24 protein-coding genes are annotated in these 25,322 nt (G+C 61.1%); 9 read left to right on the forward strand and 15 right to left on the reverse strand.

Going from position 1 to position 25,322, the window contains the following annotated elements:
* The first annotated feature begins 77 nt into the window (after nucleotides 1-77).
* Nucleotides 78-794 (forward strand): glycosyltransferase family 25 protein, encoded by a 717-nt coding sequence (locus CFI11_RS21355; protein WP_130409510.1) that lies wholly within the window; start codon nucleotides 78-80, stop codon nucleotides 792-794.
* Here CFI11_RS21355 and CFI11_RS21360 read toward each other — a convergent pair.
* Nucleotides 791-1,444: a peroxiredoxin gene (locus CFI11_RS21360; RefSeq protein WP_130409511.1), complete on the reverse strand. Its 654-nt coding sequence runs from the start codon at nucleotides 1,442-1,444 to the stop codon at nucleotides 791-793. The genes CFI11_RS21355 and CFI11_RS21360 overlap by 4 nt on opposite strands.
* A 165-nt stretch (nucleotides 1,445-1,609) precedes the next feature.
* Here CFI11_RS21360 and CFI11_RS21365 point away from each other — a divergent pair, with 165 nt between their 5' ends.
* Both CFI11_RS21365 and CFI11_RS21370 read left to right on the forward strand, forming a co-directional pair.
* On the forward strand, nucleotides 1,610-3,049 hold the full coding sequence (locus CFI11_RS21365) for an aldehyde dehydrogenase family protein (protein ID WP_130409512.1): 1,440 nt from the start codon (nucleotides 1,610-1,612) through the stop codon (nucleotides 3,047-3,049).
* A gap of 24 nt (nucleotides 3,050-3,073) precedes the next feature.
* The gene (locus tag CFI11_RS21370; protein WP_130409513.1) at nucleotides 3,074-3,919 is read left to right on the forward strand and encodes an alpha-1,2-fucosyltransferase; all 846 of its coding nucleotides are present in this window, start codon (nucleotides 3,074-3,076) and stop codon (nucleotides 3,917-3,919) included.
* A 3-nt stretch (nucleotides 3,920-3,922) separates the two neighbouring features.
* Here the strand turns inward: CFI11_RS21370 and CFI11_RS21375 are convergent, their stop codons facing one another.
* Entirely contained in the window at nucleotides 3,923-4,573 is a 651-nt protein-coding gene (locus CFI11_RS21375; RefSeq protein ID WP_130409514.1) for a pseudouridine synthase, read from the reverse strand.
* Between the two features lie 104 nt (nucleotides 4,574-4,677).
* On the opposite strand from CFI11_RS21375, the gene CFI11_RS21380 reads away from it, so the two are divergent.
* Nucleotides 4,678-5,088 (forward strand): nuclear transport factor 2 family protein, encoded by a 411-nt coding sequence (locus tag CFI11_RS21380; protein WP_130409515.1) that lies wholly within the window; start codon nucleotides 4,678-4,680, stop codon nucleotides 5,086-5,088.
* Nucleotides 5,089-5,273: 185 nt separating this feature from the next.
* Here CFI11_RS21380 and CFI11_RS21385 read toward each other — a convergent pair whose 3' ends face one another.
* The 8 genes from CFI11_RS21385 to CFI11_RS21420 all read right to left on the reverse strand — a co-directional run bounded on the left by CFI11_RS21385 (nucleotide 5,274) and on the right by CFI11_RS21420 (nucleotide 14,483).
* Nucleotides 5,274-7,712, reverse strand: coding sequence for an FAD-dependent oxidoreductase (locus CFI11_RS21385; protein WP_130409516.1), 2,439 nt, complete (start codon nucleotides 7,710-7,712; stop codon nucleotides 5,274-5,276).
* 34 nt (nucleotides 7,713-7,746) lie between these two features.
* Nucleotides 7,747-8,643 (reverse strand): homocysteine S-methyltransferase family protein, encoded by an 897-nt coding sequence (locus tag CFI11_RS21390; protein WP_130409517.1) that lies wholly within the window; start codon nucleotides 8,641-8,643, stop codon nucleotides 7,747-7,749.
* Nucleotides 8,640-11,084, reverse strand: coding sequence for an FAD-dependent oxidoreductase (locus CFI11_RS21395; RefSeq protein ID WP_130409518.1), 2,445 nt, complete (start codon nucleotides 11,082-11,084; stop codon nucleotides 8,640-8,642). Before CFI11_RS21395 ends, CFI11_RS21390 begins: the two co-directional genes overlap by 4 nt.
* A gap of 16 nt (nucleotides 11,085-11,100) precedes the next feature.
* The gene (locus CFI11_RS21400) at nucleotides 11,101-11,478 is read right to left on the reverse strand and encodes a GFA family protein (RefSeq protein WP_130409519.1); all 378 of its coding nucleotides are present in this window, start codon (nucleotides 11,476-11,478) and stop codon (nucleotides 11,101-11,103) included.
* Between the two features lie 4 nt (nucleotides 11,479-11,482).
* On the reverse strand, nucleotides 11,483-12,106 hold the full coding sequence (locus tag CFI11_RS21405; RefSeq protein WP_130409520.1) for a LysE family translocator: 624 nt from the start codon (nucleotides 12,104-12,106) through the stop codon (nucleotides 11,483-11,485).
* 10 nt (nucleotides 12,107-12,116) lie between these two features.
* Nucleotides 12,117-12,689 (reverse strand): helix-turn-helix domain-containing protein, encoded by a 573-nt coding sequence (locus CFI11_RS21410; RefSeq protein ID WP_130410119.1) that lies wholly within the window; start codon nucleotides 12,687-12,689, stop codon nucleotides 12,117-12,119.
* Nucleotides 12,690-12,776: 87 nt separating this feature from the next.
* Nucleotides 12,777-13,232 (reverse strand): GAF domain-containing protein, encoded by a 456-nt coding sequence (locus CFI11_RS21415; RefSeq protein ID WP_130409521.1) that lies wholly within the window; start codon nucleotides 13,230-13,232, stop codon nucleotides 12,777-12,779.
* Nucleotides 13,233-13,310: 78 nt separating this feature from the next.
* Complete coding sequence (locus tag CFI11_RS21420; protein ID WP_130409522.1) at nucleotides 13,311-14,483, reverse strand: acetyl-CoA C-acyltransferase; 1,173 nt, start codon at nucleotides 14,481-14,483, stop codon at nucleotides 13,311-13,313.
* Nucleotides 14,484-14,574: 91 nt separating this feature from the next.
* Here CFI11_RS21420 and CFI11_RS21425 point away from each other — a divergent pair, with 91 nt between their 5' ends.
* The 3 genes from CFI11_RS21425 (at nucleotide 14,575) to CFI11_RS21435 (ending at nucleotide 17,192) form a co-directional block, all read left to right on the forward strand.
* Complete coding sequence (locus tag CFI11_RS21425) at nucleotides 14,575-14,904, forward strand: STAS domain-containing protein (protein ID WP_130409523.1); 330 nt, start codon at nucleotides 14,575-14,577, stop codon at nucleotides 14,902-14,904.
* A gap of 44 nt (nucleotides 14,905-14,948) precedes the next feature.
* Nucleotides 14,949-15,419, forward strand: coding sequence for an ATP-binding protein (locus tag CFI11_RS21430; RefSeq protein ID WP_130409524.1), 471 nt, complete (start codon nucleotides 14,949-14,951; stop codon nucleotides 15,417-15,419).
* Between the two features lie 195 nt (nucleotides 15,420-15,614).
* The gene (locus tag CFI11_RS21435) at nucleotides 15,615-17,192 is read left to right on the forward strand and encodes a gamma-glutamyltransferase family protein (protein WP_130409525.1); all 1,578 of its coding nucleotides are present in this window, start codon (nucleotides 15,615-15,617) and stop codon (nucleotides 17,190-17,192) included.
* Between the two features lie 13 nt (nucleotides 17,193-17,205).
* Here the strand turns inward: CFI11_RS21435 and hspQ are convergent, their stop codons facing one another.
* The gene (hspQ, locus tag CFI11_RS21440; protein ID WP_130409526.1) at nucleotides 17,206-17,532 is read right to left on the reverse strand and encodes a heat shock protein HspQ; all 327 of its coding nucleotides are present in this window, start codon (nucleotides 17,530-17,532) and stop codon (nucleotides 17,206-17,208) included.
* Between the two features lie 84 nt (nucleotides 17,533-17,616).
* Between hspQ and CFI11_RS21445 the strand changes: the two genes are divergently transcribed.
* Both CFI11_RS21445 and CFI11_RS21450 read left to right on the forward strand, forming a co-directional pair.
* Nucleotides 17,617-18,498, forward strand: coding sequence for an AEC family transporter (locus tag CFI11_RS21445; protein ID WP_130409527.1), 882 nt, complete (start codon nucleotides 17,617-17,619; stop codon nucleotides 18,496-18,498).
* A gap of 70 nt (nucleotides 18,499-18,568) precedes the next feature.
* Nucleotides 18,569-19,159, forward strand: coding sequence for a lytic transglycosylase (locus tag CFI11_RS21450; RefSeq protein WP_130409528.1), 591 nt, complete (start codon nucleotides 18,569-18,571; stop codon nucleotides 19,157-19,159).
* Here the strand turns inward: CFI11_RS21450 and CFI11_RS21455 are convergent.
* From CFI11_RS21455 to CFI11_RS21470, 4 genes are all read right to left on the reverse strand, one after another.
* On the reverse strand, nucleotides 19,156-19,746 hold the full coding sequence (locus tag CFI11_RS21455; RefSeq protein ID WP_130409529.1) for an outer membrane lipoprotein carrier protein LolA: 591 nt from the start codon (nucleotides 19,744-19,746) through the stop codon (nucleotides 19,156-19,158). The two genes, CFI11_RS21450 and CFI11_RS21455, sit on opposite strands and share 4 nt — an antisense overlap.
* 78 nt (nucleotides 19,747-19,824) lie before the next feature.
* Complete coding sequence (locus tag CFI11_RS21460) at nucleotides 19,825-22,680, reverse strand: DNA translocase FtsK (RefSeq protein WP_130409530.1); 2,856 nt, start codon at nucleotides 22,678-22,680, stop codon at nucleotides 19,825-19,827.
* 15 nt (nucleotides 22,681-22,695) lie between these two features.
* A complete protein-coding gene (locus CFI11_RS21465; RefSeq protein ID WP_130409531.1) occupies nucleotides 22,696-23,877 on the reverse strand; it encodes an aminotransferase class I/II-fold pyridoxal phosphate-dependent enzyme in 1,182 nt (393 codons plus the stop codon).
* Between the two features lie 108 nt (nucleotides 23,878-23,985).
* Entirely contained in the window at nucleotides 23,986-25,314 is a 1,329-nt protein-coding gene (locus tag CFI11_RS21470) for an amidase (RefSeq protein ID WP_130409532.1), read from the reverse strand.
* Nucleotides 25,315-25,322: the final 8 nt, after the last annotated feature.

The following is a 25,322-nucleotide window of genomic DNA, read 5'->3' on the forward strand; positions in this document are numbered from 1 at the left end:
TCTTTGAAAACCCCGGCCCGGCGCCGGGGTTTTCTTTTGCGCTGGTCCCGGAACCAACCTGCTTTTAGGAACGGCGCATGAGATCGATGATCATCCACATGTCCCGCAGCACCGCGCGGCGCCCGAATGTCGAGCGTCTGTTGCGCGATCTGCCCAATGCAGAGGTGATCGAAGCGGCGGACGGGCAGGAGCCCAAGGATATCGCTGACCTGACCGTAAGGCCCGGAAACCTGCACCGGCCAAGCTACCCCTTTTCCCTGCGCCCGGCAGAGATTGGCGTGTTTCAAAGCCATCGCAGGTGCTGGCGCGCCTTGCTCGACAGCGGCGACGATTTCGCGCTGATCGTTGAGGATGATCTGGCGGTGGACCCCGCGCGACTGACCGAGGCGCTGGAACTGATCCATGCGCATGCCCATCCGAACATGTATGTGCGCCTGCCGGTCAAGGATCGCGAGAAACCAGGGCACACATTAGCAACCCAAGGCGCCTGCGCGCTGATCAAGCCCAAGGTCATCGGTCTGCAATGCATCGCACAGGTGGTCGGTCGGGGCGCTGCGGAAAGGCTCCTTCAGGCTTCGGACACCATTGACCGGCCAGTTGACACATGGCTGCAGATGCACTGGGTCACTGGGCAACCTATCCATGCCGCGCTCCCAAACGGGAACAGGGAGATTGCAGGAGAGATTGGCGGCTCCACCATCCAGACGAAAATCCGCGCCAGCGGAAAACTGGCGCGGGAATGGAAAAGGTTCGTCTATCGCGCGCAGGTCGCCCTGCGCCCGCAGAAACCCTAGCTGGGATCCTTCGTGGTACGCAGATAGGGCAGCACGGTGGTGAACTCACCGAACTTGGCCTTGGCATCCTCGTCACTGACTGTTACGGGGATGATCACATCCTCGCCCGGGTTCCAGTTGGCGGGTGTTGCCACGCCCTTGCCCATCGACGTTTGCAACCCGTCCAGGGCGCGCAGCACCTCGGCAAAGTTGCGGCCCACCGTCATCGGGTATGTCATGCTCAGCTTAAGCTGCTTGTCCGGCCCGATGATAAAGACCGAGCGCACGGTTGCGCTGTCGGCCGGTGTGCGGCCATCGGGCAGATAAGCCTCGGCGGGCAGCATGTCGAAGGCTTTCGACACTTCCAGACCGTCATCTGCGATGATCGGGAAACCGGCCTTCGCGCCGCCCACCTTTTCGATGTCGCCTTTCCACTTCTTGTGATCCTCGACCCCGTCAACCGAGACGCCGATCACCTTGGTTCCGCGTTTCTCCCATTCCTCGGCCAGTTGCGCGACTGCGCCGAACTCCGTCGTGCAGACGGGCGTGAAGTCTTTGGGATGCGAAAACAGGATCGCCCAGCTGTCGCCGATCCAGTCATGAAACTGGATGGTGCCGTGATCGGTTTCGGCTGTGAAATTCGGGACGGTATCGTTGATGCGCAGACCCATGGTGTTCTCCTTCTGGCAGACGTTCGACTCGCGTCGCATTCAACTTAAGCCCAACCCGCCTTCGATACATCCCCCGACTTGCCCCTGCCTGCGCAGGGTGACACAGTGGCGGCGATTCACTGACCGCACGGTCAGTCAAAGCAGCCGGATATTGGGAGGTCCGCCATGATCGAGAAACGCCAGTTCTACATCAACGGCCAATGGGTCGACCCCGCAGCACCCAGTGATTTCGAGGTGATCGACCCCTCGACCGAGGAGGCCTGCGCCGTGATCTCTCTGGGCGGGGCCGAGGATGTCGACAAAGCCGTCGCCGCTGCAAAGGCCGCCTTGCCAGCTTGGATGGCCATGCCCGCCGAGGAGCGTATCTCACTGGTCGAGAAACTGGCGGAGGTCTACAAAACCCGTGGCGAGGATCTTGCGCAGGCGATGAGTGCCGAGATGGGTGCGCCCATCGACATGGCCCGCAGCCAGCAGGTGGGCGCCGGTGTCTGGCATCTGAAGAACTTCATCCAGGCTGCCAAGGAATTCCAGTTCGACAAGCCGCTGGGGGATCACGCGCCAAACGACCGGATCATCTACGAAGCGGTCGGCGTAGCGGCCCTGATCACGCCTTGGAACTGGCCGATGAACCAGATCACGCTCAAGGTGGGTGCTGCGGCAGTTGCCGGCTGCACGATGGTTCTGAAACCGTCCGAGCAAAGCCCGCTCAACGCGATGATCTTTGCCGAGATGATGGACGAGGCCGGCTTCCCGGCGGGTGTGTTCAATCTGGTCAACGGCGACGGGGCCGGCGTGGGTACGGCCCTGTCGGGGCACGCAGATGTGGACATGGTCAGCTTCACCGGCTCCACCCGCGCGGGCACGGCCATCTCGAAGAATGCCGCCGACACGCTGAAGAAGGTTCATCTGGAGCTTGGCGGCAAGGGCGCCAATCTGGTCTTTGCCGATGCAGACGACAAGGCCGTCAAACGCGGCGTGCTGCACATGATGAACAACACCGGCCAGTCCTGCAACGCGCCCAGCCGGATGCTGGTGCAGGAGGAGATCTACGACCAGGCGGTCGAGACGGCCACAGAGGTTGCCAATATCGTCAGCGTCGGAAACGCGCATGAGGAGGGCCGGCATATCGGACCTGTGGTCAACGAAACCCAGTTCAACAAGATCCAGGGCCTGATCCAGACCGGGATCGACGAAGGCGCAAGGCTGGTCGCGGGTGGCACGGGACGCCCGGACGGGATGAACCGGGGCTACTACGTCAAACCCACGGTCTTTGCCGATGTTACGCCCGATATGACCATCGCTAAAGAGGAGATCTTTGGACCGGTCCTGTCGATCATGAAATTCGGCAGCGAGGCAGAGGCGGTCGAGATCGCCAATGACACGCCTTACGGCCTGACCAACTATGTCCAGACCCAGGACAGCGACCGCGCCAACCGCATGGCGCGCCTGCTCCGTTCCGGCATGGTGGAGATGAACGGGCAATCCCGCGCCGCGGGCTCTCCCTTCGGTGGCATGAAGCAATCGGGCAATGGCCGCGAAGGCGGTGTCTATGGCATTGAGGACTTCCTCGAGATCAAGGCCGTCTCGGGCTGGACCCCGGCCTAAAGACCAAGGCCCGGACGGAGTGCGATGATCCAGGTGAGACTGCATGGCCGTCTGGGCAACCAGATGTTCCAATACGCCGCCGGGCGTGCCCTTGCCTTGCGGCACAATACGGATGTCGCGCTCGACACACGTAGTGCGGTGGACCGGAACGAAGGCGTGCTGACCCGCGTCTTCGACCTGCCGCTGACGCAGGCGGATCATCAACCCCCGTACAAGGGCGATGGCCTTCTGCGATATGCTGCATGGCGCTATCTGGGCGGCCCGCCACGTTTTCAGCGCGAACGGGGATTAGGTTATAACCCCGGCTTCGAAGACTGGGAGGATGGCATCTACCTCCACGGATATTGGCAAAGCGAGCGCTACTTTGCAGATATCGCCGAGACCGTCCGTGCCGATTTCACCTTCCCCGAACAGATGTCGGAGCAAAACGCCGAGATGGCGGCGCAGATCGGTGCGGGCACTTCGGTCTCGCTGCATGTGCGTCGAGGCGACTATCTTTCGACCGGCGCGCATGGCGTTTGTGATCAGGCCTATTACACAGCCGCAATCGACGCCTTGTTGCCCAAGATCGATGGGGAGCCCACGATCTATGTCTTTTCGGACGATCCTGCCTGGGCGCGGGACAATCTCACACTCCCCTGTCCGCGCATTGTGGTGGACTTTAACGGGCCGGAGGCGGATTACGAGGATATGCGCCTGATGTCGTTCTGCGATCACAATATCATCGCAAACTCATCCTTCTCGTGGTGGGCGGCTTGGCTGAACGACAATCCGGCAAAGGAAGTCGCAGGCCCGGCAAACTGGTTCAGCGATCCCAAGCTCAGCAATCCCGACATCCTGCCAGATCGCTGGCTGACGGTGCAGGCGTAAACCCTAGAACGGCGTCTTGCTACGAAACTTCTGCGAGATGCCGCTCTCGGGATGCTTGATCCGCAACTCCTCCGAATGGAGCATCAGGCGCGGATGATTCGCAGCCGGTCCATCGGCATAGAGCGGATCCCCGAGGATCGGATGACCCAGAGCCAGCATATGCACGCGCAGCTGATGGCTGCGACCGGTGCGCGGGAACAGCCGGACACGGGTTTCGCCCGCATCTTGCTTCAGAACGCGCCAGTCCGTGACCGCCGGCTTTCCGGTCTCATAGCAGACCATCTGGCGCGGACGGTTGGGCCAGTCGACGATCAGAGGCAGGTCGACTACACCCTCACGCGGTTCCAGCAGTCCCTGCAGCCGTGCGACATAGGTCTTCTTGGCCTTGCGGGCCTCGAACTCCGCGCTGAGGGACCGTTGGGCATGGGGTGTGAGTGCAAAGACCATTACGCCGGACGTATCCCTATCAAGCCGGTGCACCAAAAGCGCGTCGGGAAACGCTGCCTGCACACGAGTCAGCAAGCAATCCGACAGATGATCGCCGCGCCCTGGAACCGACAAAAGGCCCTCAGGTTTGTTGACGGCCACCAGATGCGCGTCCTCGTAAAGGACAATGAGCGGGTCTTGCGGCGGATCATAGTCGGACGAAAGCATATCGCGCTCTAGCCGCTGAGCCGGAGCAGGGCAACCTCACGTCACCATTGCCAGGGCGCCGATGGCTCGCAAAGCTGGGACCTAAGCCAAGGAGGAGGCCTGCCATGCACCCGACCATCACCCGTATGCAAGATGTCGTCGCGAAAGGCGACGACACCCAGATCGGCCCGCTTCTGGCCGAAAACGTACGGTTTATGCCGCCCACTTACTACAAGACATGGACAGGGCGGGACGCCGTGGCCGCCGTGCTGGGCCATGTGGGTCAGGTCTTTACCGACTTCCACTATCGCCGCGTTATGGGCGAGGGCAAGGACTGGGCGCTTGAGTTTCAATGCAAGGTGGACGGATTGGACGCGGTCGGCGTGGACCTGATTACGCTGGACGATGACGGGCTGATCGAAACCTTCGAGGTCGTGATGCGACCCCACAAGACGATCGGCGCGCTGCGCGAGGCAATGAACGCCAGGGTGATGACCGATGCACGGTTCCTGGAGTTTCAGAAAGCGTTGAGTTGATCTGATTACCCTCGATCCGACGGCGACCGAGAGAGAACCGACATGCCTTTCGATGAAGGCGTTTGTTTGACGAGAACAATGCGTTTCTTGTTTCAACGAAGACCAACAGGGTCTGAAACCAATCAAAAAACGCCCGGTGGGATCCACCGGGCGAACTTATGACATTCGTAAGGGGCTCGACCCGTCTAGACCTTCACGCGCTCTGATTTGGAATCGTACATCGGTTTCAAAGACGCCTCCGCCGCGACTTTCACACCGGCCACGTCGATCTCGTAAGAAGAGGCCAGAACGTCCGCAGCACTTTCGCCTTCGCAGGGCACATAGCCCAGGCCCATCGCGCCGCCCAGATGGTGACCGTAGGCGCCAGAGGCCAGATAGCCCACAAGCTCACCGTTCCGCAGGATCGGTTCGTTGTGATAAAGCAACGGCTCGGCATCCTTCAGCTTGAACTGGATCAGTCGGTTCGACAGGCCCTTCTCTTTCTTCTCCAGCACCGCCGCGCGTCCGATGAAATCGGGCTTGGCGATCTTCACAGCAAAGCCAAGCCCCGCCTCCAGCACATGATCCTCGCAGGTGATATCATGCCCGAAATGGCGGAAGCCCTTCTCGATCCGGCAGGTATCCATCATGTGCATCCCGCAAAGTCGCATGCCAAAGTCCTGACCCGCCTCAGCCAGCGTTTCAAAGACATGGCCGGCCATGTCGGAAGAGACGTAAACCTCCCACCCCAATTCACCCACATAAGTGACCCGGTGCACACGGGCGAGACCCATGCCGATCTCGATTTCCTGCGCGGTGCCGAAGGGGTTGTTCGCGTTGGTGAAGTCAGCGGGTGAGACCGCCTCCAGCAGGTCCCGCGCGCGGGGGCCCATGACGGCCAATACGCCCTCGCCTGCCGTCACATCGGTGATCACGACCCGGAATTCTCCGACGTGACGCTGCATCCAGGTCTGGTCGGCCAGCCGCGTGGCGGCAGGTGTGACGACAAGAAAGCAAGTCTCCGACAGGCGGGTCACGGTGACGTCCGCTTCAATTCCGCCGCGCTCATTGAGAAACTGTGTGTAGACGATCTTGCCCACGGGCACGGCGTAGTCGCCGCCGCCCACGTAGTTCATGAATGCCTCGGCATCGGGCCCTTCGACGCGGATCTTGCCGAAGGAAGACATGTCGTACATACCCACATTCTGGCGGATGGCCATATGCTCTTCACGGACGTTATCGAAAAAGTTCTGCCGGTCCCAGGAATAGACGTATTCCGCCTCCTGGCTGCCGCGCGCGAACCAGTTGGCACGCTCCCAGCCCGCGAATTCGCCCATCACCGCGCCCCGCTCCAGCATCTGCGCGTGGAAGGGCGTGCGTCGAATGCCCCGCGCCGTGGCCTTCTGCTTGAAAGGGAAATGATCGGCGTAAAGAAGGCCCAGCGTCTCGGTCGACCGCTCCATCAGATAGCTCTTGTTACCCTGAAAGGGCTGCATCCGGCTGATATCGACATCGCCCAGATCAAACGGCTTCTGCCCGTCCTCCATCCATTGCGCCAAAGCCATGCCCGCGCCGCCCGCCGACTGGATACCGATGGAGTTGAAGCCCGCCGCGACCCAGACATTGTCCATCTCGGGGGCGAGGCCCAGGTGATAGGCATCGTCCGGCGTGAAGCTTTCGGGGCCGTTAAAGAAGGTATGAATGCCCGCCTCAGCCAGCATCGGCACGCGGTTGACGGCCTGTTCGAGGATCGGTTCGAAATGGTCGAAATCCTCGGGCAATTGGTCGAATTCAAAGCCTTCCGGGATCGGTCCCCAGGGTTTCGAGACAGGCTCGAACGCGCCCAGCAGCATCTTGCCCGCGTCTTCCTTATAATAGGCGCATTCATCCGGGACCCGCAGGACGGGGAGCTGCGTGAGATCCTTGATACCCTCGGTGACGATATAGAAATGCTCGCAGGCCTGCAGGGGCACGTTCACGCCCAGCATCTTACCCACATCACGACCCCACATGCCCGCGCAATTGACCACGTGATCGCAAGCGATGTGGCCCGGCCCCTCCGGCCCTTCATAGTCCACACCGGTGATCCGCTTTCCATCCCGCGTCACACCGGTGACCTTGGTGCGTTCGGCGACGACCGCACCGCGCTGCTTGGCCCCCTTGGCCAGCGCGTGGGCGATGTTGGCCGGATCGCCCTGCCCGTCCTTGTCGAGATAGACGCCCGCCAGAACACCGTCGAGGTTGAGATGCGGATAGCGGTCGCCCACCGCATTCGGGCTGATCTCCTCCACCTCGACGCCAAAGGCGCGGGCCATGGCGGCCTGGCGATAGATCTCTTCCTTGCGCGCCTCGGTCAGCGCCACGGTGATTGATCCACAGCGTTTGAAGCCCGTGGCAACACCCGTTTCAACCTCAAGATCGCCGTAGAGTTCCTGGGAATACTTGGCGAGTTTCGTCATGTTCGCCGTCGCGCGCAGTTGAGCAATCAGGCCAGCGGCGTGCCAAGTCGTGCCGCAGGTGAGCTGCTTACGCTCCAGCAGTACGACGTCGGTCCAGCCCAGCTTGGTGAGGTGATAGGCAACCGAACATCCAATGACACCGCCGCCGATGATGACGGCACGGGTTTTTTCGGGGATCTGTGTCATGTCTCTCTCGTCTCCAGCACGGGTGCGTACCCGATCAAACAATCCGGTGATGGTCGGCGCGCAAACGGCGCGCCAGTTCTGCGATATGGGCGGGGCCGACCTCGCAGCAGCCGCCCACAATGGTGGCGCCCTGGGCCACCCAGCCCATGGCGATGTCGGCATAGGCCTCGGGGCCCAGATCTGTCCGTTCTTCCAGCGCATCCACAGTGGGCGCATCGGCAAGGAAGCCTTCGGTGATACGGGTGAAGCCGTTCGCGTAAGCTCCGAAGGGGCGGTCGAAATCGGCGACGATATCAAGTGCCGCGCCGATGGCTTCGGGACGGGAGCAGTTGATGAGCACCGCATCGGGCGCATACCGCTCGATCAAAGCGGCTGTCGCACCGACAGGTTCACCAGATCTGAGATGGGTTCCGTCTTCATCCATAACGCTGAGCGCAAGCCAGACGGGCCGGTTCAAGCCGGTCACGCCGCGCAGCGCCCCTTCCGCCTCTTGCAGGGAAGAGACGGTTTCCAGCACGAAGAGATCCACGCGATCCCACATTAGCGTCGCGATCTCGCGAAACTTCTGCGCGGCATCCTCAACATCCGGGGTCAGATCCGGGCGATAGGTGGCAAGCACAGGCCCCATTGCCCCCGCGATCCGGCCACCGCCCGCCGAAGCGCGTGCCGCTTCGGCCTGATCCAGGGCGGCGCTGATCAGGTCGGCCAAGCGATCGTCCAGACCGACACGCTCCAGCCGGCTGCGATGGATCGCATAGGTATTGGCCGTGGCCACCGTTGCCCCCGCCGCGAAGTAGTCCCGATGGACGGCGCCCAAAAGGTCAGGCTGGTCGATCATCACCTGCGTCGACCACAAAGGGGTCGGTGCCTGGGTGCTGCGTTTGACCAGTTCCTGCCCGACAGAGCCGTCCAGAAGGACAATCTCGCTCACGCACGCAGCCTTTCGTTTTGCGGATCCCAGAGCGGCTGGTCCGGCTGCACGGTGGCACGGCGGCGTTCGCCGAATATCTCCACCTCAAGCTCGGTGCCCGGCTCCGCCAGATCCGTGCGCACCATGCCCAGCGCGATGGAGGCGCCCACACGGTAGCCCCAGGCGCCTGAAGTGGTTTCGCCCACGACCGTGCCATTCTGCCAGAGGGTCGACATATAGGGCGCATCCGCATCACCCGCATCGACGATCATTGTCACAAAGCGTTTCTTCACGCCTTGCTGCTTTTCACTGAGCAATGCAGCCTTGCCGGGGAAGTCCTGTGGCTTGTCGAACTTGATGAACCGCTCCATCCCGCCTTCAAGCAGCGTGTAGTCGGTGCTCAGGTCGCCCTTCCAGGCGCGGTAACCCTTTTCGATCCGCATGGAGTTCAGCGCGTACATGCCAAACGGTGTGGCGCCTGCGTCGATGACGGCATCGTAGATCACGGGCATCACATCGAACGGGGCGTGGATTTCCCAGCCCAGTTCTCCGGCAAAGGACACACGGAAAAGCCGCGCGGGTTGCCCTGCGACCTTTGCGTCCTGATGCGTCAGCCAACCCAGCGACAGATCGCCATCGGTGAGCGGGGCCAGAAGATCCCGCGCCTTCGGACCGGTGAGGATCAAGGTGGAATAGTCCCGCGTCGCATCCGTCAGCGAGAGCCCTTCGGGCAGGTTCTTGTTGAGAACTTCGAAGTCGTGCCATTGCGCGGGCGCCGCGGTGATCAGCATGAATTCGTCTTCGCCCAGGCGGATCAGCGACATCTCCGTCAGAATCCGCCCCCGGCTGTCGGGGAAGTAGCCGAGGTTCATGCGTCCCACCTTCGGCAGCGCACCCGCGATCATGCCGCGAAGATATTCCGCAGCCCCTTCGCCTTTCAGCAGGAAGCGGGAGAAGCCGGGAAGGTCCAGAACGCCGACACCGTCGCGGACAGCTTCGACCTCTTCCCTGATCCGCTGCTCCCACGGGCCGGAGCGGTTCCAGGTCTGTGTGCTCTCCTCGGACGTGTCATCGCCGGGCTTGGCAAACCAGTTGGCCCGCTCCCACCCGTTGTAACAGCCCATCACGCCGCCTGCGGCGCGGATGCGGTCATCGACGGGCGACAGTTTCTTGTCGCGCCCGGCGGGCCATTCGTGATGCGGGAAGTGCATCGCGTATTCGTGGCCGTAGGTCTCCAGCGCCTTGGCGAGGCAATAGTCGTGATCGGCGTGATCGGTGTAGCGGCGGGGATCGACGGCCCACATGTCCCATTCGGTCTCGCCATGCATGATCCATTCCGACAGCGTTTTGCCGGCGCCACCCGCCTGGACGATGCCGAAGGTGAAGGAATGTGCCTCGAACGCGTTCTTCACGCCGGGCATGGGACCGATCAGGGGCAGCCCGTCGGGGGCATAGGGGATCGGGCCGTTGATGTTACGCCCAACACCTGCGGTGCCCAAAAGCGGCACACGCCCCATGGCGTCTTCAATATACCATTCCAGCCGCTCCAGATCATCGGGATAAAGCTGAAAGCTGAAGTCTTCGGGCATCGGATCGTCCGGAGTGACCCAATGCGCCTTGCAGTTCCTCTCATAGGGACCAAGGTTCAGACCGTTCTTGTCCTGCCGCAGGTAATAGGAACTGTCGACGTCCCGGATCATCGGCAGCTTGCGGCCGTGTTCCTTGGTCCAGGCTTCGATCTCGGGGATCTCGTCGGTCAGGAAATACTGGTGAGACATGACAACCATGGGCACGGTGCGCCCGCCATAGGGCTTGAACCATTCACCCACGCGCTGCGCATAGTAACCCGCGCAGTTCACCACGTATTCGCAGCGGATATCGCCCTTGTCGGTATGCACGATCCACTCGTCCCCATCGCGGCTGACGCCGGTGGCCGGGCAGAACCGCTGGATGTTGGCGCCCAGATCCCGCGCGCCCTTGGCCATGGCCTGGGTCAGCTGTGCGGGGTCGATGTCCCCGTCGAGGGAATCCCATAGGCCGCCGGCCAGATCGTGGGTTTCCATGAACGGATAGTGGCCCTTCATCTCCTCCGGCGTCAGGATATCCAGTTCCAGCCCCTGATAGCGACCCATGGAGGCGACGCGCTCGAATTCCTGCATCCGCTCTTTCGAATGCGCCAGACGCAGGGCCCCGGTGACGTGATAGTTCATCGGGTAATCGACGTCCTTGGCCAGGGTCCGGTACATCTCCAGCGAATAGCGCTGCATGTTCAGCACCGCCCACGAGGAGGAGAAGTTCGGGCAATTGCCCGCCGCGTGCCAGGTAGAGCCGGCGGTCAGCTCGTTCTTTTCGAGCAGGACGCAATCGGTCCAGCCCGCCTTGGCCAGGTGATAGAGGCCCGACACGCCGACGGCACCGCCACCGATGATGACCACACGGGCCGTTGTTGGAAAATCTGCCATCCGAATGCTCCCTTGCTTACGCGCTCTGTGGCGCGTCGTCCTTGATGTCGTAGTAATCGCCCTTGTCGGCGGTGAAGATATGCTTCTTGATCGTCAGCCCGGTGGGCGCGTCGAATGCGGACATGGAGATGGAAATCTCGTCCTCATCCACATGCTTCCAGAACAGGAACGACTCGCAGGTGGCGCAAAAGCCGCGCTTGGCCGTTTCGCTGGCCATATACCAACGCAATGTCCGGTCTGCGATCAGGTGAAAACCGCAATCATGCACGGGGCAACTGGCCCAGTGATGACCCGACTGCTTGCGGCATTGGCCGCAATGGCAGCAGGCCACACCGCTGAGCACGCCATCCACCTCAAAGCCCACGTTCTTGCACAAGCACGAGCCCGTCAGCATCGCGTCATCCTCGTGGCTGAGGGGTGGAGCTGGAGCCCAGCAACACACCATAGATCATAAAACAAAGCGCCATGAACCGGCGCAGCCAGACGTTGAAGACGGCGCCAAGCGCCGCGCGGCCCAAGCCGGCACCCAGGGCGGTATAGCCGGAATAGCTGAGCGCTGTGATGACCAGAGCCGTGGGCATGATGACCCCCATCTGATCCCAGATCGGGACATTGGGCTGTACGAATTGTGAGAAGGCCGCGAGGTATCCCGCGACGCTTTTCGGGTTGATCGTGGCGACCGCGAGCGCATGAAAGTAGACGTTCCGCGCCGGTCGCGCGACCGATGGCGCGGGACGCGTCGCATTCATCCAGCCGCGCACACCGATATAGATCAGGAACGCCGCTCCGATCAGCTTGGCGACAAAGAACGCCTCGGGCGATGCCGCGATGAGTGCCGTGATCCCAAGCGCCGATAGGATCAGAAAGGCCGTCGCCTGCGTGAGGATTGCAAGGATGCCCGGGATCGAGCGCAGAAAGCCCATGGTCATCCCGTTGGTGATGCAGTTGACTGCGTTGGGACCTGGCGTGGTGACAAAAACCACCCAGAACACCGCGAAAACTGTCCAGCCTTCGAAACTCACAGCACCCGCCTCAATAGACAGGCGGTGCGATCACCCAGATCGCGATGGCGGGTTCCTCGTAAGAATTGGCCCAGCGGAACCGCTCACCACGGATACGGAAGCTGTCGCCGGGATGTATCGTGAAGCGACGGCTGCCGACCTCAAGGTCCAGCTTGCCCGAGATGAGATATCCCACCTCCTGCGTCGGACGGCAAACCCACTCGGTGATTTTGCTGCCCGGCTCAAAGGTTGAATGCACCATTTCGAAATCGTCGGTCAGATCCGGCGAAAGGAGCGCCTCGCTCAGCCCGGCCGCGCGCGCACCCAGAGGCCGTCTTGCGCCCCTGCGTACGACATAACCCTCTTCGCTCTGCGGGCCCGCCGACGGGCCGAACAACGTGGACACCGACACATCCAACGCCTGCGCCATATGCCGCAGATCCGTGATGGATGGTTCAGAGAGGTTACGTTCCACTTGGCTAAGCCACCCCACAGACCGATCAAGCCGGTCGGCAAGCTCCGCCAGTGTCAGCCCACGTGTCTTTCGCAGGGCACGAAGATCTGCACCGAGAGAGGCAGGCTGCAGCGGAACATCGTGAATCATCATGACACCCTGTGAAAAAGAACGTTCTTTTTTCACGATGCATCGGAATCGTGAAAAATCAAAGAACTTTTTCATGCTACGTTGAAATTAGCGGTCGGAAAAGGCCCGGCGCAGGATGCGATCAAGCATGTCGGCGTCTTTTTGATCAAAGGCGCTCTCCTGATCGCTATCGATATCGAAGACGCCGATGACATTTCCGGTCCGGTTGCGGAAAGGGATCACCAGTTCAGACCTTGTTGATGTCGAACAGGCGATATGCCCCTCGAAAGCGTCGACATCCGCCACGATCTGCACCTCGCCCGTCCGCGCCGCCGCGCCGCAAACGCCGCGGGAAAAGGGGATGACAAGGCAGCCATGACCACCTTGATAGGGCCCGATCTTGAGCAGTTCGGGCGCCACGACGCGATAAAAGCCTGTCCAGTCGAACCGCGCATCCGCGTGATGAACCTCGCACGCAATGGTCGCCATCAATGCGATGTCGTCTGTTTCGCCATCCGTCAGCGCGGCGATGGTCTTTTCAAGGGTCGCATAGTCAACTTGCATAGCAGCCTTTCGTTCAGCAGGCCGAAAACCTGTCTGCGGAGTGGAGCCGTTGGGTTTGATCTGATCGAAGCGCCGGGATCAGACGCGTTCGATCGCGATGGCAGTGCCTTCGCCGCCGCCGATACAGATAGCCGCCACGCCCCGCTTCAGATTACGCGTCTCTAACGCGTTAAGAAGCGTGACAATGATCCGCGCGCCGGACGCACCGATCGGATGGCCCAGCGCACAGGCTCCGCCATGGACATTCACAACCTCACGCGGCAGGGCCATTTCGTGCATGAAGGCCATGGGAACAACCGCAAAGGCCTCATTGACCTCCCAAAGGTCAACGTCGTCCTTGTGCCATCCGATCCGCTCCAGCAGCTTTTGCGCAGCCGGAACCGGTGCCGTTGTGAAAAGACCCGGGGCCTGCGCGTGGCTGGCATGACCGACGATTCGTGCGCGGATATTCAGGCCTTGCGCCTCCGCCGCATCCGATGATGCAAGAACCAGGGCAGCTGCGCCATCAGAGATGGACGAGGAGTTCGCAGCCGTGACCGTCCCATCCTTGCGGAAGGCCGGTTTCAGATGCGGGATCTTTTCAGGCCGTGCCGATGCGGGCTGTTCATCGGCGGTTGTCACAATCTCTCCCTTTCGGCTGGACACCGATACCGACGCGATCTCACGATCAAAAGCTCCGCTCTTCTGAGCGGCGAGCGCGTTCGAAAGCGACGTGATGGCATAATCGTCCTGCGCGTCGCGTGTGAACTGATAGGCCTCGGCGCAGTCTTCGGCGAACGTGCCCATAAGACGGCCCTTGTCATAGGCATCCTCAAGCCCGTCGAGGAACATGTGATCTTGTGTCTGGCCATGTCCGATGCGCGCGCCCCCGCGCATCGCTGGTAGAAGGTACGGGGCATTCGACATGCTCTCCATGCCTCCGGCGACCATGACATCGGTTTGGCCCAGAGCAATCTGATCAAAGCCGATCATGGCGGCCTTCATGCCGGACCCACACATCTTGTTAAGCGTGGTGGCCGGAACGTCTTCTCCCAGCCCGGCGGCGAAACCAGCTTGACGGGCCGGTGCTTGGCCCTGACCGGCCGGCAAGACGCACCCCATCAGCACGTCGTCGATCGCACCAGCCTTCGCGTCATCCAAAGCCGCGCGAATTGCAACACCGCCCAGATGCGATGCGGCGACGCCATCGAATGCACCCTGAAACCCGCCCATCGGAGTGCGCGCTGCTCCGGCGATCATAACATCTTTCATTTTGCTCCTCCCAAAGCCTGTCGCTGCATACCGAATAGTAAGGATTCGGAGCTAGACGTGATGCTCACTAACGTCACATGAGGACCAGGCAATGTCCCTTTCAACCACCGATACTGATACCTCACGGATTGTGACGGTCAATGCCAACCGAATAGACGCGGCCATGGCCATCCAGTTCAAGGACGATATGCGCGGCCAGACCGAAGACGGACCAGATCGGGTGATCCTGGATCTCTCCGGCGTCGATTTCATCGATTCAAGCGGGCTGGGGGCAATCGTCGCCGCGATGAAACAGTTGGGAGAAGGCCGCAAGATGGATCTGGCCGGGCTGACCCCAACGGTCGAAAAGGTGTTCCGATTGACCCGCATGGATACCGTCTTTCGCCTCTTCGACACGGTAGAGCAGGCAAAGAACGCATAGCAATCAGGCCATTTGGCGCTCACGATCAGGAAAGCGAGTTCAGCATGACGAACCAGATTGATCTGGTCTGCCCTGCAACCGAGCTGGGTGTCCGCGAAGTGATTGGAAAGCTGATGGGAAAACTCGCCGATTTCGGGTTGACCCGCGATGCCTGCGGAAACGTAGAGATAGCGTTATCCGAAGCGCTCAACAACGTTGTCGAGCATGCCTATGCCGGGATCGACTGCGGTCGGATCGTGCTGTCATGCCAGCGGATCGACGGCGCGCTTGTCTTTGAGATCGTGGATACCGGCGCGCCCCTCCCGGACCTTGCCTTGCCAGAAGGTGCCCAGGTCGATGTGTCCGGACCTGTCGAACATCTGCCCGAAGGGGGCTTTGGCTGGTTTCTCATCCGCACGCTGTCCGACGATCTGCGATATTTCCGCGACGACGGCCAGAACCGATTGAACATCAGCTTTGCGTTTCACAGCGAGGTGCCGGTGACCGGCGAGGCAATTGCCCTAAAAGAGCCGTAATCCGCCCGCAATGCCGCCGGAATAGACTGCGATACATCAAGATGTAGCTGCATATGGCTTCCCTCGGTGTCGCGTTTTATAGCCCCCACCCAGTGCGCGGCACCGAGGCTTATGCAGACAAAAAAGCTCCATCACATTGGCAATCTCCGTCGCCCGCTCTAACGTCCCGCCCGTAAGCGAGGGAAGGACAAGATGATGCGGGACTTTCATATGCCAGGCCGGTCGGCCGTGCTGGCGACCAACGGAATGTGCGCGACGTCTCACCCACTGGCGGCACAGACGGCACTCGACATCCTCAAGCGAGGGGGCAACGCAATGGACGCCGCTATCGCTGGTGCGGTGCTGCTGGGCATTTGCGAACCGCAGATGACGGGGATCGGCGGAGATTGCTTCGTGCTCTACACTGCGGCGGGCGGAACGGAGATCCGCGCTCTGAACGGGTCCGGGCAGGCCGCCGCGGCAGCCAGTGCAGCGGATCTGCGGGCAGCGGGCGAAACGCAAGTGCCCCTTCACAGCGCCCATGCCGTCACCGTGCCGGGCGCGATCGACGCTTTCTGCCACCTGTCGGACACCGTCGGCACTCTGGGCCTTGACGCTGTGCTGGGCCCCGCCATCCACTACGCGGAAAACGGGGTGCCAGTTGCGCCGCGGGTTGCGTTTGACTGGGCCAATGATGCCTCAACGCTGCAGGGCAACGCGCGGTCCAACTTCCTTGTCGACGGGGCGGTTCCGCGCCCGGGTCAGATCTTCCGCGCGCCGGGCCAGGCCGAGGTGCTCAGACGGATCGCCAAGGAAGGTCGGGATGCATTCTATACAGGCGAAATCGCCGAGGACATGGTCAGCACCCTGACCAAGATGGGAGGCGTTCACACGCTTTCCGATTTCGAGGCAACGGCCTGCTTTGAGGCACAACCGATCAGCGGATCCTATCAGGACACAGATCTGGTCGAACATCCGCCCAACAGCCACGGGGCCACGGCCATCCTGATGTTGAACATCCTCGCTCAATTCGACATCGCGGCGATGGACCCGCTGGGCACCGAACGCGCCCATATCGAGGCGGAAGCCGCCAAACTGGCCTATGACGCACGCAACCGCTTTATCGGCGATCCCGATTACACAAGCCGGCTCGATCACATGCTCGACATGGACACCGCCCGGAAGCTCGCGTCATTGATCGACCCGAAGCGTGCGATGGAAAGTGCGACAACGATCAGCGAAGCGGTGCACAAGGACACGATCTATATCACCGTGATCGATAAAGATCGGATGGCGGTCTCGCTGATCTATTCGATCTTTCACGGTTTCGGCTCCGGGATCGCGTCCGAGAAATTCGGCATCCTTTTCCAGAACCGCGGCGCGGGCTTCACGCTGCAGGACGGCCACCCGAATGAGCTGGCGGGCGGCAAGCGCCCGATGCACACGATCATTCCGGGTATGCTGCGCCAGAACGGGCGCGTGACCATGCCGTTCGGTGTGATGGGCGGCGCATATCAGCCCAACGGTCATGCCCGCGTCGTCAGCAACCTGGTCGATTTCGATATGGACCCGCAGACCGCCCTTGATGCCCCCCGCGCGTTCTCGGACGCGGGCAACATGAAAGTGGAGCGTGGATATTCCGATACTGTTCGGCAGGAGCTTGCCGACCTTGGCCATAATGTCAGCATTCCGGACACGCCGATCGGTGGCGCACAGGCGATTCTCATCCGCGACGACGGTGTTCTGGAAGGGGCAAGCGACCCCCGCAAAGACGGCTGTGCCCTTGGCTACTAGGGTCCTCGGACCCTTAATTCAGCTGGAAATGCAGCGGATAATGACCGTCTTCGAACGGCCCGAACATATCCTCGATATCGGGATGATCCACAGGCTCCCCGGAATAGTCGGCCACAAGATTTTGCTCGGAGACATAAGCCACATAGTAGCTTTGATCATTCTCGGCCAAGAGGTGATAAAACGGCTGATCCTTGATCGGCCGGTTCTCCTCCGGGATGGCCTGATACCATTCCTCGGTATTGGCAAATTCTGGGTCGACATCAAAGACAACACCACGAAACGGATGTTTCTTGTGCCGGACCACCTGGCCCAAGTGATATTTCGCGCGTGCTGTCATCATAGCGTTTTAGCCCCTAGAGCCTGTTACTAGCCGTTTCAAGGTGCATTTGTCCAATATTTGAAGCTCAATTCAGAGAAACAGTCTGTGAACCTTGCCTTAACAGTCCTCGAAGTCGTTGCCCCGGTTTTTCTGCTGGCCGGACTTGGCTTTGTCTGGGTTCGGCTGGGGTTTGAATACCGGATCCAGTTCGTTACTCAACTGGCCATGACGCTGGCGGTTCCTTGCCTGATCTTCGTCTCTCTGATGAAGACCCAGATCGACCCCGCAGCACTGACCACGCTGTCGCTTGCATCTCTGGTCGCCTATGGCGCGATAACCGTGGTGGCGGCCTTGGTGGTCTGGATCGCCGGTTTGAACAGGCGCACGTATCTTGCCCCGATGATTTTTGGAAATACGGGCAATCTGGGCCTGCCGCTTGCGCTTTTCGCGTTTGGCGAAGCGGGGCTCAGCTATGCGGTCGTGGTGTTTGCCATCATGGCAATCCTGTCCTTCACCTTCGGCATATGGCTTGTTGCGGGTCAGGGCGCGTTCTTGAAGGTGCTGAAGGAGCCGCTTGTCGCGGCGACGCTGCTTGGTGGATTGTTTCTTTGGCAAGGGTGGCAAACGCCGCTCTTTCTCACCAACGCGCTGGACCTTATCGGACAGATGGCGATCCCGCTGATGCTGATCACCCTAGGCGTCGCGGTGGCGCGGCTTAGTCCGGGAAGCGTCGGTCGGGCAATCTGGCTGTCGCTTCTCAAGCTGGTGCTGTGTGTCGGTCTGGCTTGGATCGTCGGACAAGCATTCCAAATGGATCCCATCGCGTTCGGTGTTCTGGTCCTGCAGGTGTCCACGCCAGTTGCCGTGACCTCGTATCTTCTGGCGGAAAAATACGGCGCCGATGCCGCTTCGGTCGCGGGCCTGGTGGTCGTGTCCACGCTGATGTCGGTGGCTGCCCTGCCCCTGATCCTGGCATTTCTGCTCTAGCCCAAATGTGATTTCCACAGGGTCAAAAAGAGTGTAAGCTTTCGAAAAACATAAAAGAAGCGAGAGGCAGATGAGCAGAAGTCTTTACGCTATCGCATTGTTGATGCTGTTGGCCGCCTGCGGCGGCGGCTACAACGCGCCACCGCGCGATCTTGACAATGCGTGCAGCATCGTAAGCGAGCGCCCCGAATACCTGCGGGCCTTCCGCGCCACCGAGCGCAAGTGGGGTGTGCCGGTGCATGTGCAGATGGCGACCATTTATCAGGAAAGCAAATTCATCGGCGACGCACGCACCCCGTTCCGATACGTGATGGGGATCATCCCCATGGGTCGGCAAAGCAGCGCATATGGCTATGCGCAGGCCTTGGACGGAACCTGGGACGAGTATCGCGATCAAACCGGGCGCCGCAGCGCCAAGCGTGACCGCATCCGTGATGCAAGCGATTTCATGGGCTGGTACATGTCCCACTCCCGTGATCGCAACGGCATCGCAATGCACGATGCGCGCAACCAGTATCTCGCGTATCACGAGGGTCATACCGGCTACGCGCGGGGATCCTACAACCGCAAGAGCTGGCTTTTGCGGGTTTCAGGAGAAGTCCAGCAGCGCGCGAACAACTACCAGGTCCAGCTTGCCTCCTGCCGCAGAGCGCGAGGCTAACGCTCGTCTTCTCCGACAAGGCGGGTGTTGAAAAGCCCGTCGCTGATCGACATGCCGGTTTCCAGACCGCCCAGAATGACGGTGGTCTGGCCACCATTCGCATCATTGATCACCCACTTGCGCAATTGGGTTGGTGAGCCTGTAAACATCAGATCGATGCTGCCGGTATCCGGGTTGTCCGGATCCTGCGCGCGGACGATTGTCGCCGTGCCATCAAAGCTGTGCCCGGTCACCATGTTGGCCCGTCCAAGATCGACATTGCGGGCCAGGATGATCGAGAGGGGAGTACGGTTCAGCGCGTAGGTCTCGGGCGCCTGATTGGACTTCGGATCATGGATCACCACGGCGCCGGCGCCGGCCATCACGATGGCCTCGTCAGGCGGATCATACTCAAACCGCACCCGCCCGGGGCGTTTGATGTAAAGATCCCCGGTGCTGAGCGTGCCATCGTCGTTGATCTGCGTGAATTCACCACGTGCGGTGGTCATCGCGTTGAGATAGCGGGAAATTTCGCTCAAGGGCAGTTTGTCCGCAAAGGCGGGAACGGCGGTCAGCGTGCAGAATGCAGCGGCAATCAAGTGTTTCATGATGTTTGATGTAACCCGCGTTTGCGGAAATTACATCTCCCGAAATGTCACGACCCCGCGATAGGCAGGGTCGCGCACCTATTGCTGCTCAGGGACGAGAATTTCGCGTTTGCCCACATGGTTGGCGGGCGACACAAGGCCTTCCTCTTCCATCTGCTCCACAAGCCTCGCGGCTTTGTTATAGCCGATGGCAAGCTTGCGCTGGATGTAGGAGGTGGAGCATTTGCGGTCCTTGATCACGATCTGCACCGCCGTGTCATAAAGCGCGTCCTCGCTGTCGGTGTTTCCGCCAAGGCCCAGAACCGCGTCGATATCGCTTTCACGCTCTTCATCGGGCCCATCAAGCACGTGGCTCACATAATCGGGAGGACCAAAGGCCTTGAGATGGTTGACGACCTCCTCGACCTCTTCATCCGAAACGAACGGCCCGTGACAGCGCGTGATCTTTGCACCGCCCGCCATGTAAAGCATATCGCCCATGCCCAGAAGCTGTTCGGCGCCCATCTCGCCCAGGATGGTGCGGCTGTCGACTTTCGAGGTCACCTGGAACGAGATCCGGGTGGGGAAGTTCGCCTTGATCGTGCCCGTAATCACGTCGACGGACGGGCGCTGCGTGGCCATGATCAGGTGAATGCCCGACGCCCGCGCCATCTGCGCGAGACGCTGGATACAGGCCTCGATCTCCTTACCGGCGACCATCATCAAGTCGGCCATCTCGTCCACGATCACAACGATGTAAGGCAGCGCCTCGGGCTGGATCTCTTCGGTTTCAAAGATCGGCTCGCCTGTCTCGTCGTCAAAACCCGTCTGCACGGTGCGCGAGAACATCTCGCCCTTCGACAGCGCGTCGCGCACCCGGCCGTTATAGCCTTCGATGTTGCGCACACCCATCTTGGACATCTTGCGATACCGCTCCTCCATCTCGCCTACGGTCCATTTCAAAGCGACAACCGCCTTTTTCGGGTCCGTCACCACGGGGGAGAGGAGATGCGGGATGCCGTCATAGACGCTAAGCTCCAGCATCTTGGGGTCGATCATGATCAACCGGCATTCCTCCGGCGTGAGCCGGTAGAGGAGGCTGAGGATCATCGTGTTGATCGCCACCGACTTACCTGAACCGGTGGTCCCGGCGATCAGAAGGTGGGGCATCTTTGCCAGGTTCGCCACGACAGGCTCACCGCCGATATCCTTGCCCAACGCCAGCGGCAGGCGCATGTTGGTGTCGCCGAAATCACGGGCAGCCAGCACTTCGCGCAGGACGCACATCTCGCGGTTCTCATTGGGCAGTTCGATCCCGATCACCGAGCGACCCGGCACGGTGGAGACCCGCGCCGACAAGGCCGCCATCGACCGTGCGATATCGTCAGCCAGGCCGATCACACGAGACGCTTTAAGACCCGGTGCAGGCTCAAGCTCGTACATCGTGACAACGGGGCCGGGGCGGACGCTCACGATCTCCCCCTTCACGCCGTAATCATCAAGGACGTTTTCCAGCATGCGCGCGTTTTCTTCCAGCGCCTCGTCGCTGAGGTGATGGCGCTGGATGGAATCCGGGCTGGTCAGCAGGTTTAGTGGCGGCAATTCGAATGCGACGCCGTTTTCTTCGAAGGCCAGGGTCGGCTGTGCCTCCTGCTGCGCGCGACGCGACGGGGTCGGAGCCTTGCGCGCGGGATTCTGCACGACCTTGCGAGGTTCGGCGACAGGCAGCGGCTGCGGGGCCGGGTCGGGATCTGTCAACGGCAGCGCCTGCGCTTCCGGTCGGTAGGGGGCCGGTTCCGGAAGATGAGGTTGCGCTGCGGTCAGGGGAGGTTCGGTGCGAACGGGCTGCGCCGGCTGATGCATCGCCGTCAACGGAGGTTCCGGTCTCAACTCGACCGGTTGAGGTGTTGTATCCAGCACCAACGGATCGGGACCGCGCCCCCGGCCCTTGGTCAGAGGAAGGTCGGTATCAATCTGAAGCTTGGTGCCCTGGCGCGCGCGGGACTTGATGACATCCGCGATCTTGGCCTTGATCCGATCATCACCGGGCATTTCATCAAGCTCGTCGAAATCCTCCAATGGCTCGGGCTCCACAAGTTCGGGTTCGGGCAGCGGATCCGGTCGTTTGATCAATGCGGGCATGCGCGCCAAAAGGCCCTGCTTTTGCACGGGTTCGGCTGGCGCGGGTGGTGGCAGATCCTCTTCATAGACTGGCCCCTCTTGGAACATGGACGCTATGCTTTCCTGACGCTCTGCGCGCCGTTCGCGGGCAGCTTGCGCTGCCTGCATCGCCGTGCTGGCACCGCGGCCCGCCAGGGTCAGAAGTCCGGCATAGAACATGATCAGACCCACCACGATCATCCGGAAACCACGCTGAATTTCCGCCCGGGTAAAGCCAAGCACGAAGGCAGCCGTCGCCAGCATCGCCACAGCCATTACGAGAGACATCAATTTGACAGCAAAGTGCGAGCCGAGCGGCAGCAATGTCAGCAATGCGCCCATGACAGTATCGCCGAAAAGACCGCCCAGACCAAAGCTGTGCGTGCTTTTCCAGGTGTCGCCGGGGATGAGCGTTGCGGCATAGACGGAACAAACCGCAACCGCGATCGGCGCAAAAATCAAACGGGCGCCTGCCCGTTCCTCTCCGAAATGGCCGGTAAAGCGGACACCCCAAACCACCAGCACCAGCGCAAAAGCCCAGCTTCCCCAGCCCACGATCATGAACAAGGGCGCTGCAATCGACGCCCCAAGTCGGCCCATCCAGTTCTGGACCGGCGCATCGGTCGAGACCATCCAGTTCGGATCGTCCGGGGTGTAAGACCCGATCATCGCCGCCGCCATCAGGCCCAGCACGACCAGAACGATACCGATCAGCTCCTTGCCCCGCTTTTCGATCGCGGCCTGCATGGAGCTATCGAGCAATGGGTCCCGGCTGCGAGTGTTGTAAGATGCCATGCGCGTCCCTCGGTCTTATCTGAAAAGGCAATCGCGGAGCGTGATCAGCCCGCGCTGCATTTCGTTCTTTGGGGCCACCATCGCGACCCGGATATAGCCTGCGCCGGGGTTCACCCCGTCACGCGTCTGCGCCAGATAGGCGCCGGGCAGGACCCGCACGCCGGTCTCCCGCCAAAGTTTCAGTGTCGCCACCTCGCCGTCCTCGACCGGCAGCCAGAGAAAAAAGCCTGCCTCGGGGCTGTGATAGCCAGGCACGTCACCCAGCACCTCGTCCGCGATGGTGTATTTCTCGGCGTAGAGCGCACGGTTTTCGACCACGTGGTCCTCATCCGCCCAAACCTGCGCTGCCGCTGCCTGCAAAGGTAAGGGCAGCGGTGTGCCCGCATAAGACCGAAGCTGCTTGGCACGCCGGATGCTTTCCGGGCCGCCCGCGACAAACCCTGACCTTAGGCCCGGCAGGTTCGACCGCTTGGACAACGAGTGAAAGATCACCACCCGGTCGGGATCGGCGCCCATCTCTTGCGCAACCTGCAATGCGCCGACAGGGGGTGTGTCGCGGTAAATCTCGGAATAGCACTCATCGGCGAAAATCTTGAAATCGTATTGCTCGGCAAGACCGATCAGCTCTTTCCAGTAAGCCCGGTCCGCTACGGCGCCCTGCGGGTTGGCGGGCGAGCAGATATAGGCAATTGCCGTGCGGTTCAAAATCTCTGCGGGCAATCCGGCATAATCGGGAAGATGGCCCGTCGCTTCGGTCGCTGCGACAAAGACCGGTTCGGCGCCCACCGAAAGGGCGGCGACCAGATAGACCTGGTAGAAGGGGTTCGGCGAAAGAATGACCGGCTGCGCACCGTTTTTCTGTTCCGGGCACAAGGCCATGGCGGCGTTATAAAGCCCCTCGCGCGTGCCGTTCAGCGTCATCACATTCTCATCGGGATCCATCGCGATGCCATAGCGCCGGTCGAGCCAATCACAGATCGCACCCCGCAACGCGTCAGAGCCTTCGTTGGGCGGATAATTGTTAAAGCCCGCCGCATTCTCGGCGATGACATCCAAGATCCAGGGCGGGAAGGCGTGTTTCGGCTCCCCGATGGTCATGTGCACGACATCGCCACCCGGCGCATGCACGTCAAGAAGTGCGCGCAGACGCGGGAATGCATAAGCCGGTAGGTTCGAAAACCGCTCGGGGAACACCATCAAAACTGCCTCTGGTTCGGGATCATAACGTCCCGTTTTGCAAGCAGATTACAGAGGCCCCTGCCCCACGTCCAGAGAAAGCCGCGCAAAGGCGGGCATTTGTGGCTTTCAGGACAACGCCCGTTCCGCAGCAGCACCGATCCGCAACACATGCGCTTCGGTCTGCGGTGGCGTCATCAGCATAATGCCACAGCTGGGCACGCCCGTCGGCACCGTCAGCGCGGTAAGACCCATGAGGTTTCCGATGCGGGTATTGCGCAAGGTCAGCAGATTTTCGGTAACGTAGTAATCGTCTTCGGCGTTCAGACGCGTAAGACTTGGCGGCATAATCGCAGAGGATGGCAAAATCACCGCATCGTAACCTGCGGTCGCCTGATCATACGCCATCCGGCAGGCTTTGAGTGTTGCCCAAGCCGCGACATAGTCGGGGCCCGAGATGTCCATCCCCAACCGAAAACGGCGCAGGATTTCGGGATACATCACATCCGGGTTCGCTTCGATGACATCTCGCCAAAGTCCATAGGCTTCGGTGGGATAAAGTGCTGCTGTAAGGTCCATCGCCCTGGCAACCTCGGGCACATCGATGGGCTCAACCATTGCGCCGGCGGCCTTCAACCGGTCCACGGCGCTGCAAAAAGCCGCAAGCGGCGCGTCCCGCATATCGTCCATCGCAATGGTTTGCAGCGCGGCAAAGCGACGGCCCTTCAACGATGCGCCCTCGATATCCGGTGCAGGGCTGCCCTCCAGCGCGCCTAGAAGCAACGCGGCATCCTCGACCGATCGGGTAAGTGGGCCGACCGTGTCGAACCTCAGGCAAAGTGGCACAACCCCCTCAAGGCTCAGCCGACCCGAGGTGGTCTTGAGACCCACAAGATCGTTCCAGGCCGCCGGAATGCGGACCGACCCGCCGGTATCCGACCCGATCCCAGCGGCAGCGAGATTGAAGGCGACTGACGCAGCAGCCCCGGAGGAGGACCCGCCCGGAACCGCATCGGCGTCGTTGACACAAGGTGGCGTGTTGGTCACGGGGTTATAACCTAGGCCAGAGAAGGCCAGTTCGGTCATGTGCGTTTTGCCCAGGCAGACCGTCCCCATGGCCGTGGCATTGCGCAAAACAACGGCATCGGTTTCAGGCACCCGGCCCTTCAGCAATGCTGAACCGGCTTCGGTGCCGATACCCGCCGTGTCGAAGAGATCCTTCCAACTGATCGGCACACCATCCAGCAGAGATAGGCGCCGCCCCGCCGCCGCCCGCGCCTGCGCGGCCTTCGCCTCAGCCAGCGCGCGGTCATGGGTCACACGGGCATAGATCCGGTCACGTAGGTCATGGCCGTCGATAGCATCCAGATACGTTTGGGTCAGCGCGACCGGGTCGATCTCTTTCGCCTCGATCCCACGCCCCAGATCGGCGGCCGTCATCGTCAACCAGTCTTGCATGTCTTGCC

This window comes from Thalassococcus sp. S3 (genome assembly GCF_004216475.1).
Taxonomy (GTDB): Bacteria; Pseudomonadota; Alphaproteobacteria; order Rhodobacterales; family Rhodobacteraceae.

Bases quoted from the DNA above. Each gene is read 5' to 3' on its own strand.
- CFI11_RS21355 (WP_130409510.1), top strand. From the start codon at position 78: ATGAGATCGATGATCATCCACATGTCCCGCAGCACCGCGCGGCGCCCG.
- CFI11_RS21360 (WP_130409511.1), bottom strand. From the start codon at position 1,444: ATGGGTCTGCGCATCAACGATACCGTCCCGAATTTCACAGCCGAAACC.
- CFI11_RS21365 (WP_130409512.1), top strand. From the start codon at position 1,610: ATGATCGAGAAACGCCAGTTCTACATCAACGGCCAATGGGTCGACCCC.
- CFI11_RS21370 (WP_130409513.1), top strand. From the start codon at position 3,074: ATGATCCAGGTGAGACTGCATGGCCGTCTGGGCAACCAGATGTTCCAA.
- CFI11_RS21375 (WP_130409514.1), bottom strand. From the start codon at position 4,573: ATGCTTTCGTCCGACTATGATCCGCCGCAAGACCCGCTCATTGTCCTT.
- CFI11_RS21380 (WP_130409515.1), top strand. From the start codon at position 4,678: ATGCACCCGACCATCACCCGTATGCAAGATGTCGTCGCGAAAGGCGAC.
- CFI11_RS21385 (WP_130409516.1), bottom strand. From the start codon at position 7,712: ATGACACAGATCCCCGAAAAAACCCGTGCCGTCATCATCGGCGGCGGT.
- CFI11_RS21395 (WP_130409518.1), bottom strand. From the start codon at position 11,084: ATGGCAGATTTTCCAACAACGGCCCGTGTGGTCATCATCGGTGGCGGT.
- CFI11_RS21400 (WP_130409519.1), bottom strand. From the start codon at position 11,478: ATGCTGACGGGCTCGTGCTTGTGCAAGAACGTGGGCTTTGAGGTGGAT.
- CFI11_RS21410 (WP_130410119.1), bottom strand. From the start codon at position 12,689: ATGATTCACGATGTTCCGCTGCAGCCTGCCTCTCTCGGTGCAGATCTT.
- CFI11_RS21415 (WP_130409521.1), bottom strand. From the start codon at position 13,232: ATGCAAGTTGACTATGCGACCCTTGAAAAGACCATCGCCGCGCTGACG.
- CFI11_RS21420 (WP_130409522.1), bottom strand. From the start codon at position 14,483: ATGAAAGATGTTATGATCGCCGGAGCAGCGCGCACTCCGATGGGCGGG.
- CFI11_RS21425 (WP_130409523.1), top strand. From the start codon at position 14,575: ATGTCCCTTTCAACCACCGATACTGATACCTCACGGATTGTGACGGTC.
- CFI11_RS21430 (WP_130409524.1), top strand. From the start codon at position 14,949: ATGACGAACCAGATTGATCTGGTCTGCCCTGCAACCGAGCTGGGTGTC.
- CFI11_RS21435 (WP_130409525.1), top strand. From the start codon at position 15,615: ATGCGGGACTTTCATATGCCAGGCCGGTCGGCCGTGCTGGCGACCAAC.
- hspQ (WP_130409526.1), bottom strand. From the start codon at position 17,532: ATGATGACAGCACGCGCGAAATATCACTTGGGCCAGGTGGTCCGGCAC.
- CFI11_RS21450 (WP_130409528.1), top strand. From the start codon at position 18,569: ATGAGCAGAAGTCTTTACGCTATCGCATTGTTGATGCTGTTGGCCGCC.
- CFI11_RS21455 (WP_130409529.1), bottom strand. From the start codon at position 19,746: ATGAAACACTTGATTGCCGCTGCATTCTGCACGCTGACCGCCGTTCCC.
- CFI11_RS21460 (WP_130409530.1), bottom strand. From the start codon at position 22,680: ATGGCATCTTACAACACTCGCAGCCGGGACCCATTGCTCGATAGCTCC.
- CFI11_RS21465 (WP_130409531.1), bottom strand. From the start codon at position 23,877: ATGGTGTTCCCCGAGCGGTTTTCGAACCTACCGGCTTATGCATTCCCG.
- CFI11_RS21470 (WP_130409532.1), bottom strand. From the start codon at position 25,314: ATGCAAGACTGGTTGACGATGACGGCCGCCGATCTGGGGCGTGGGATC.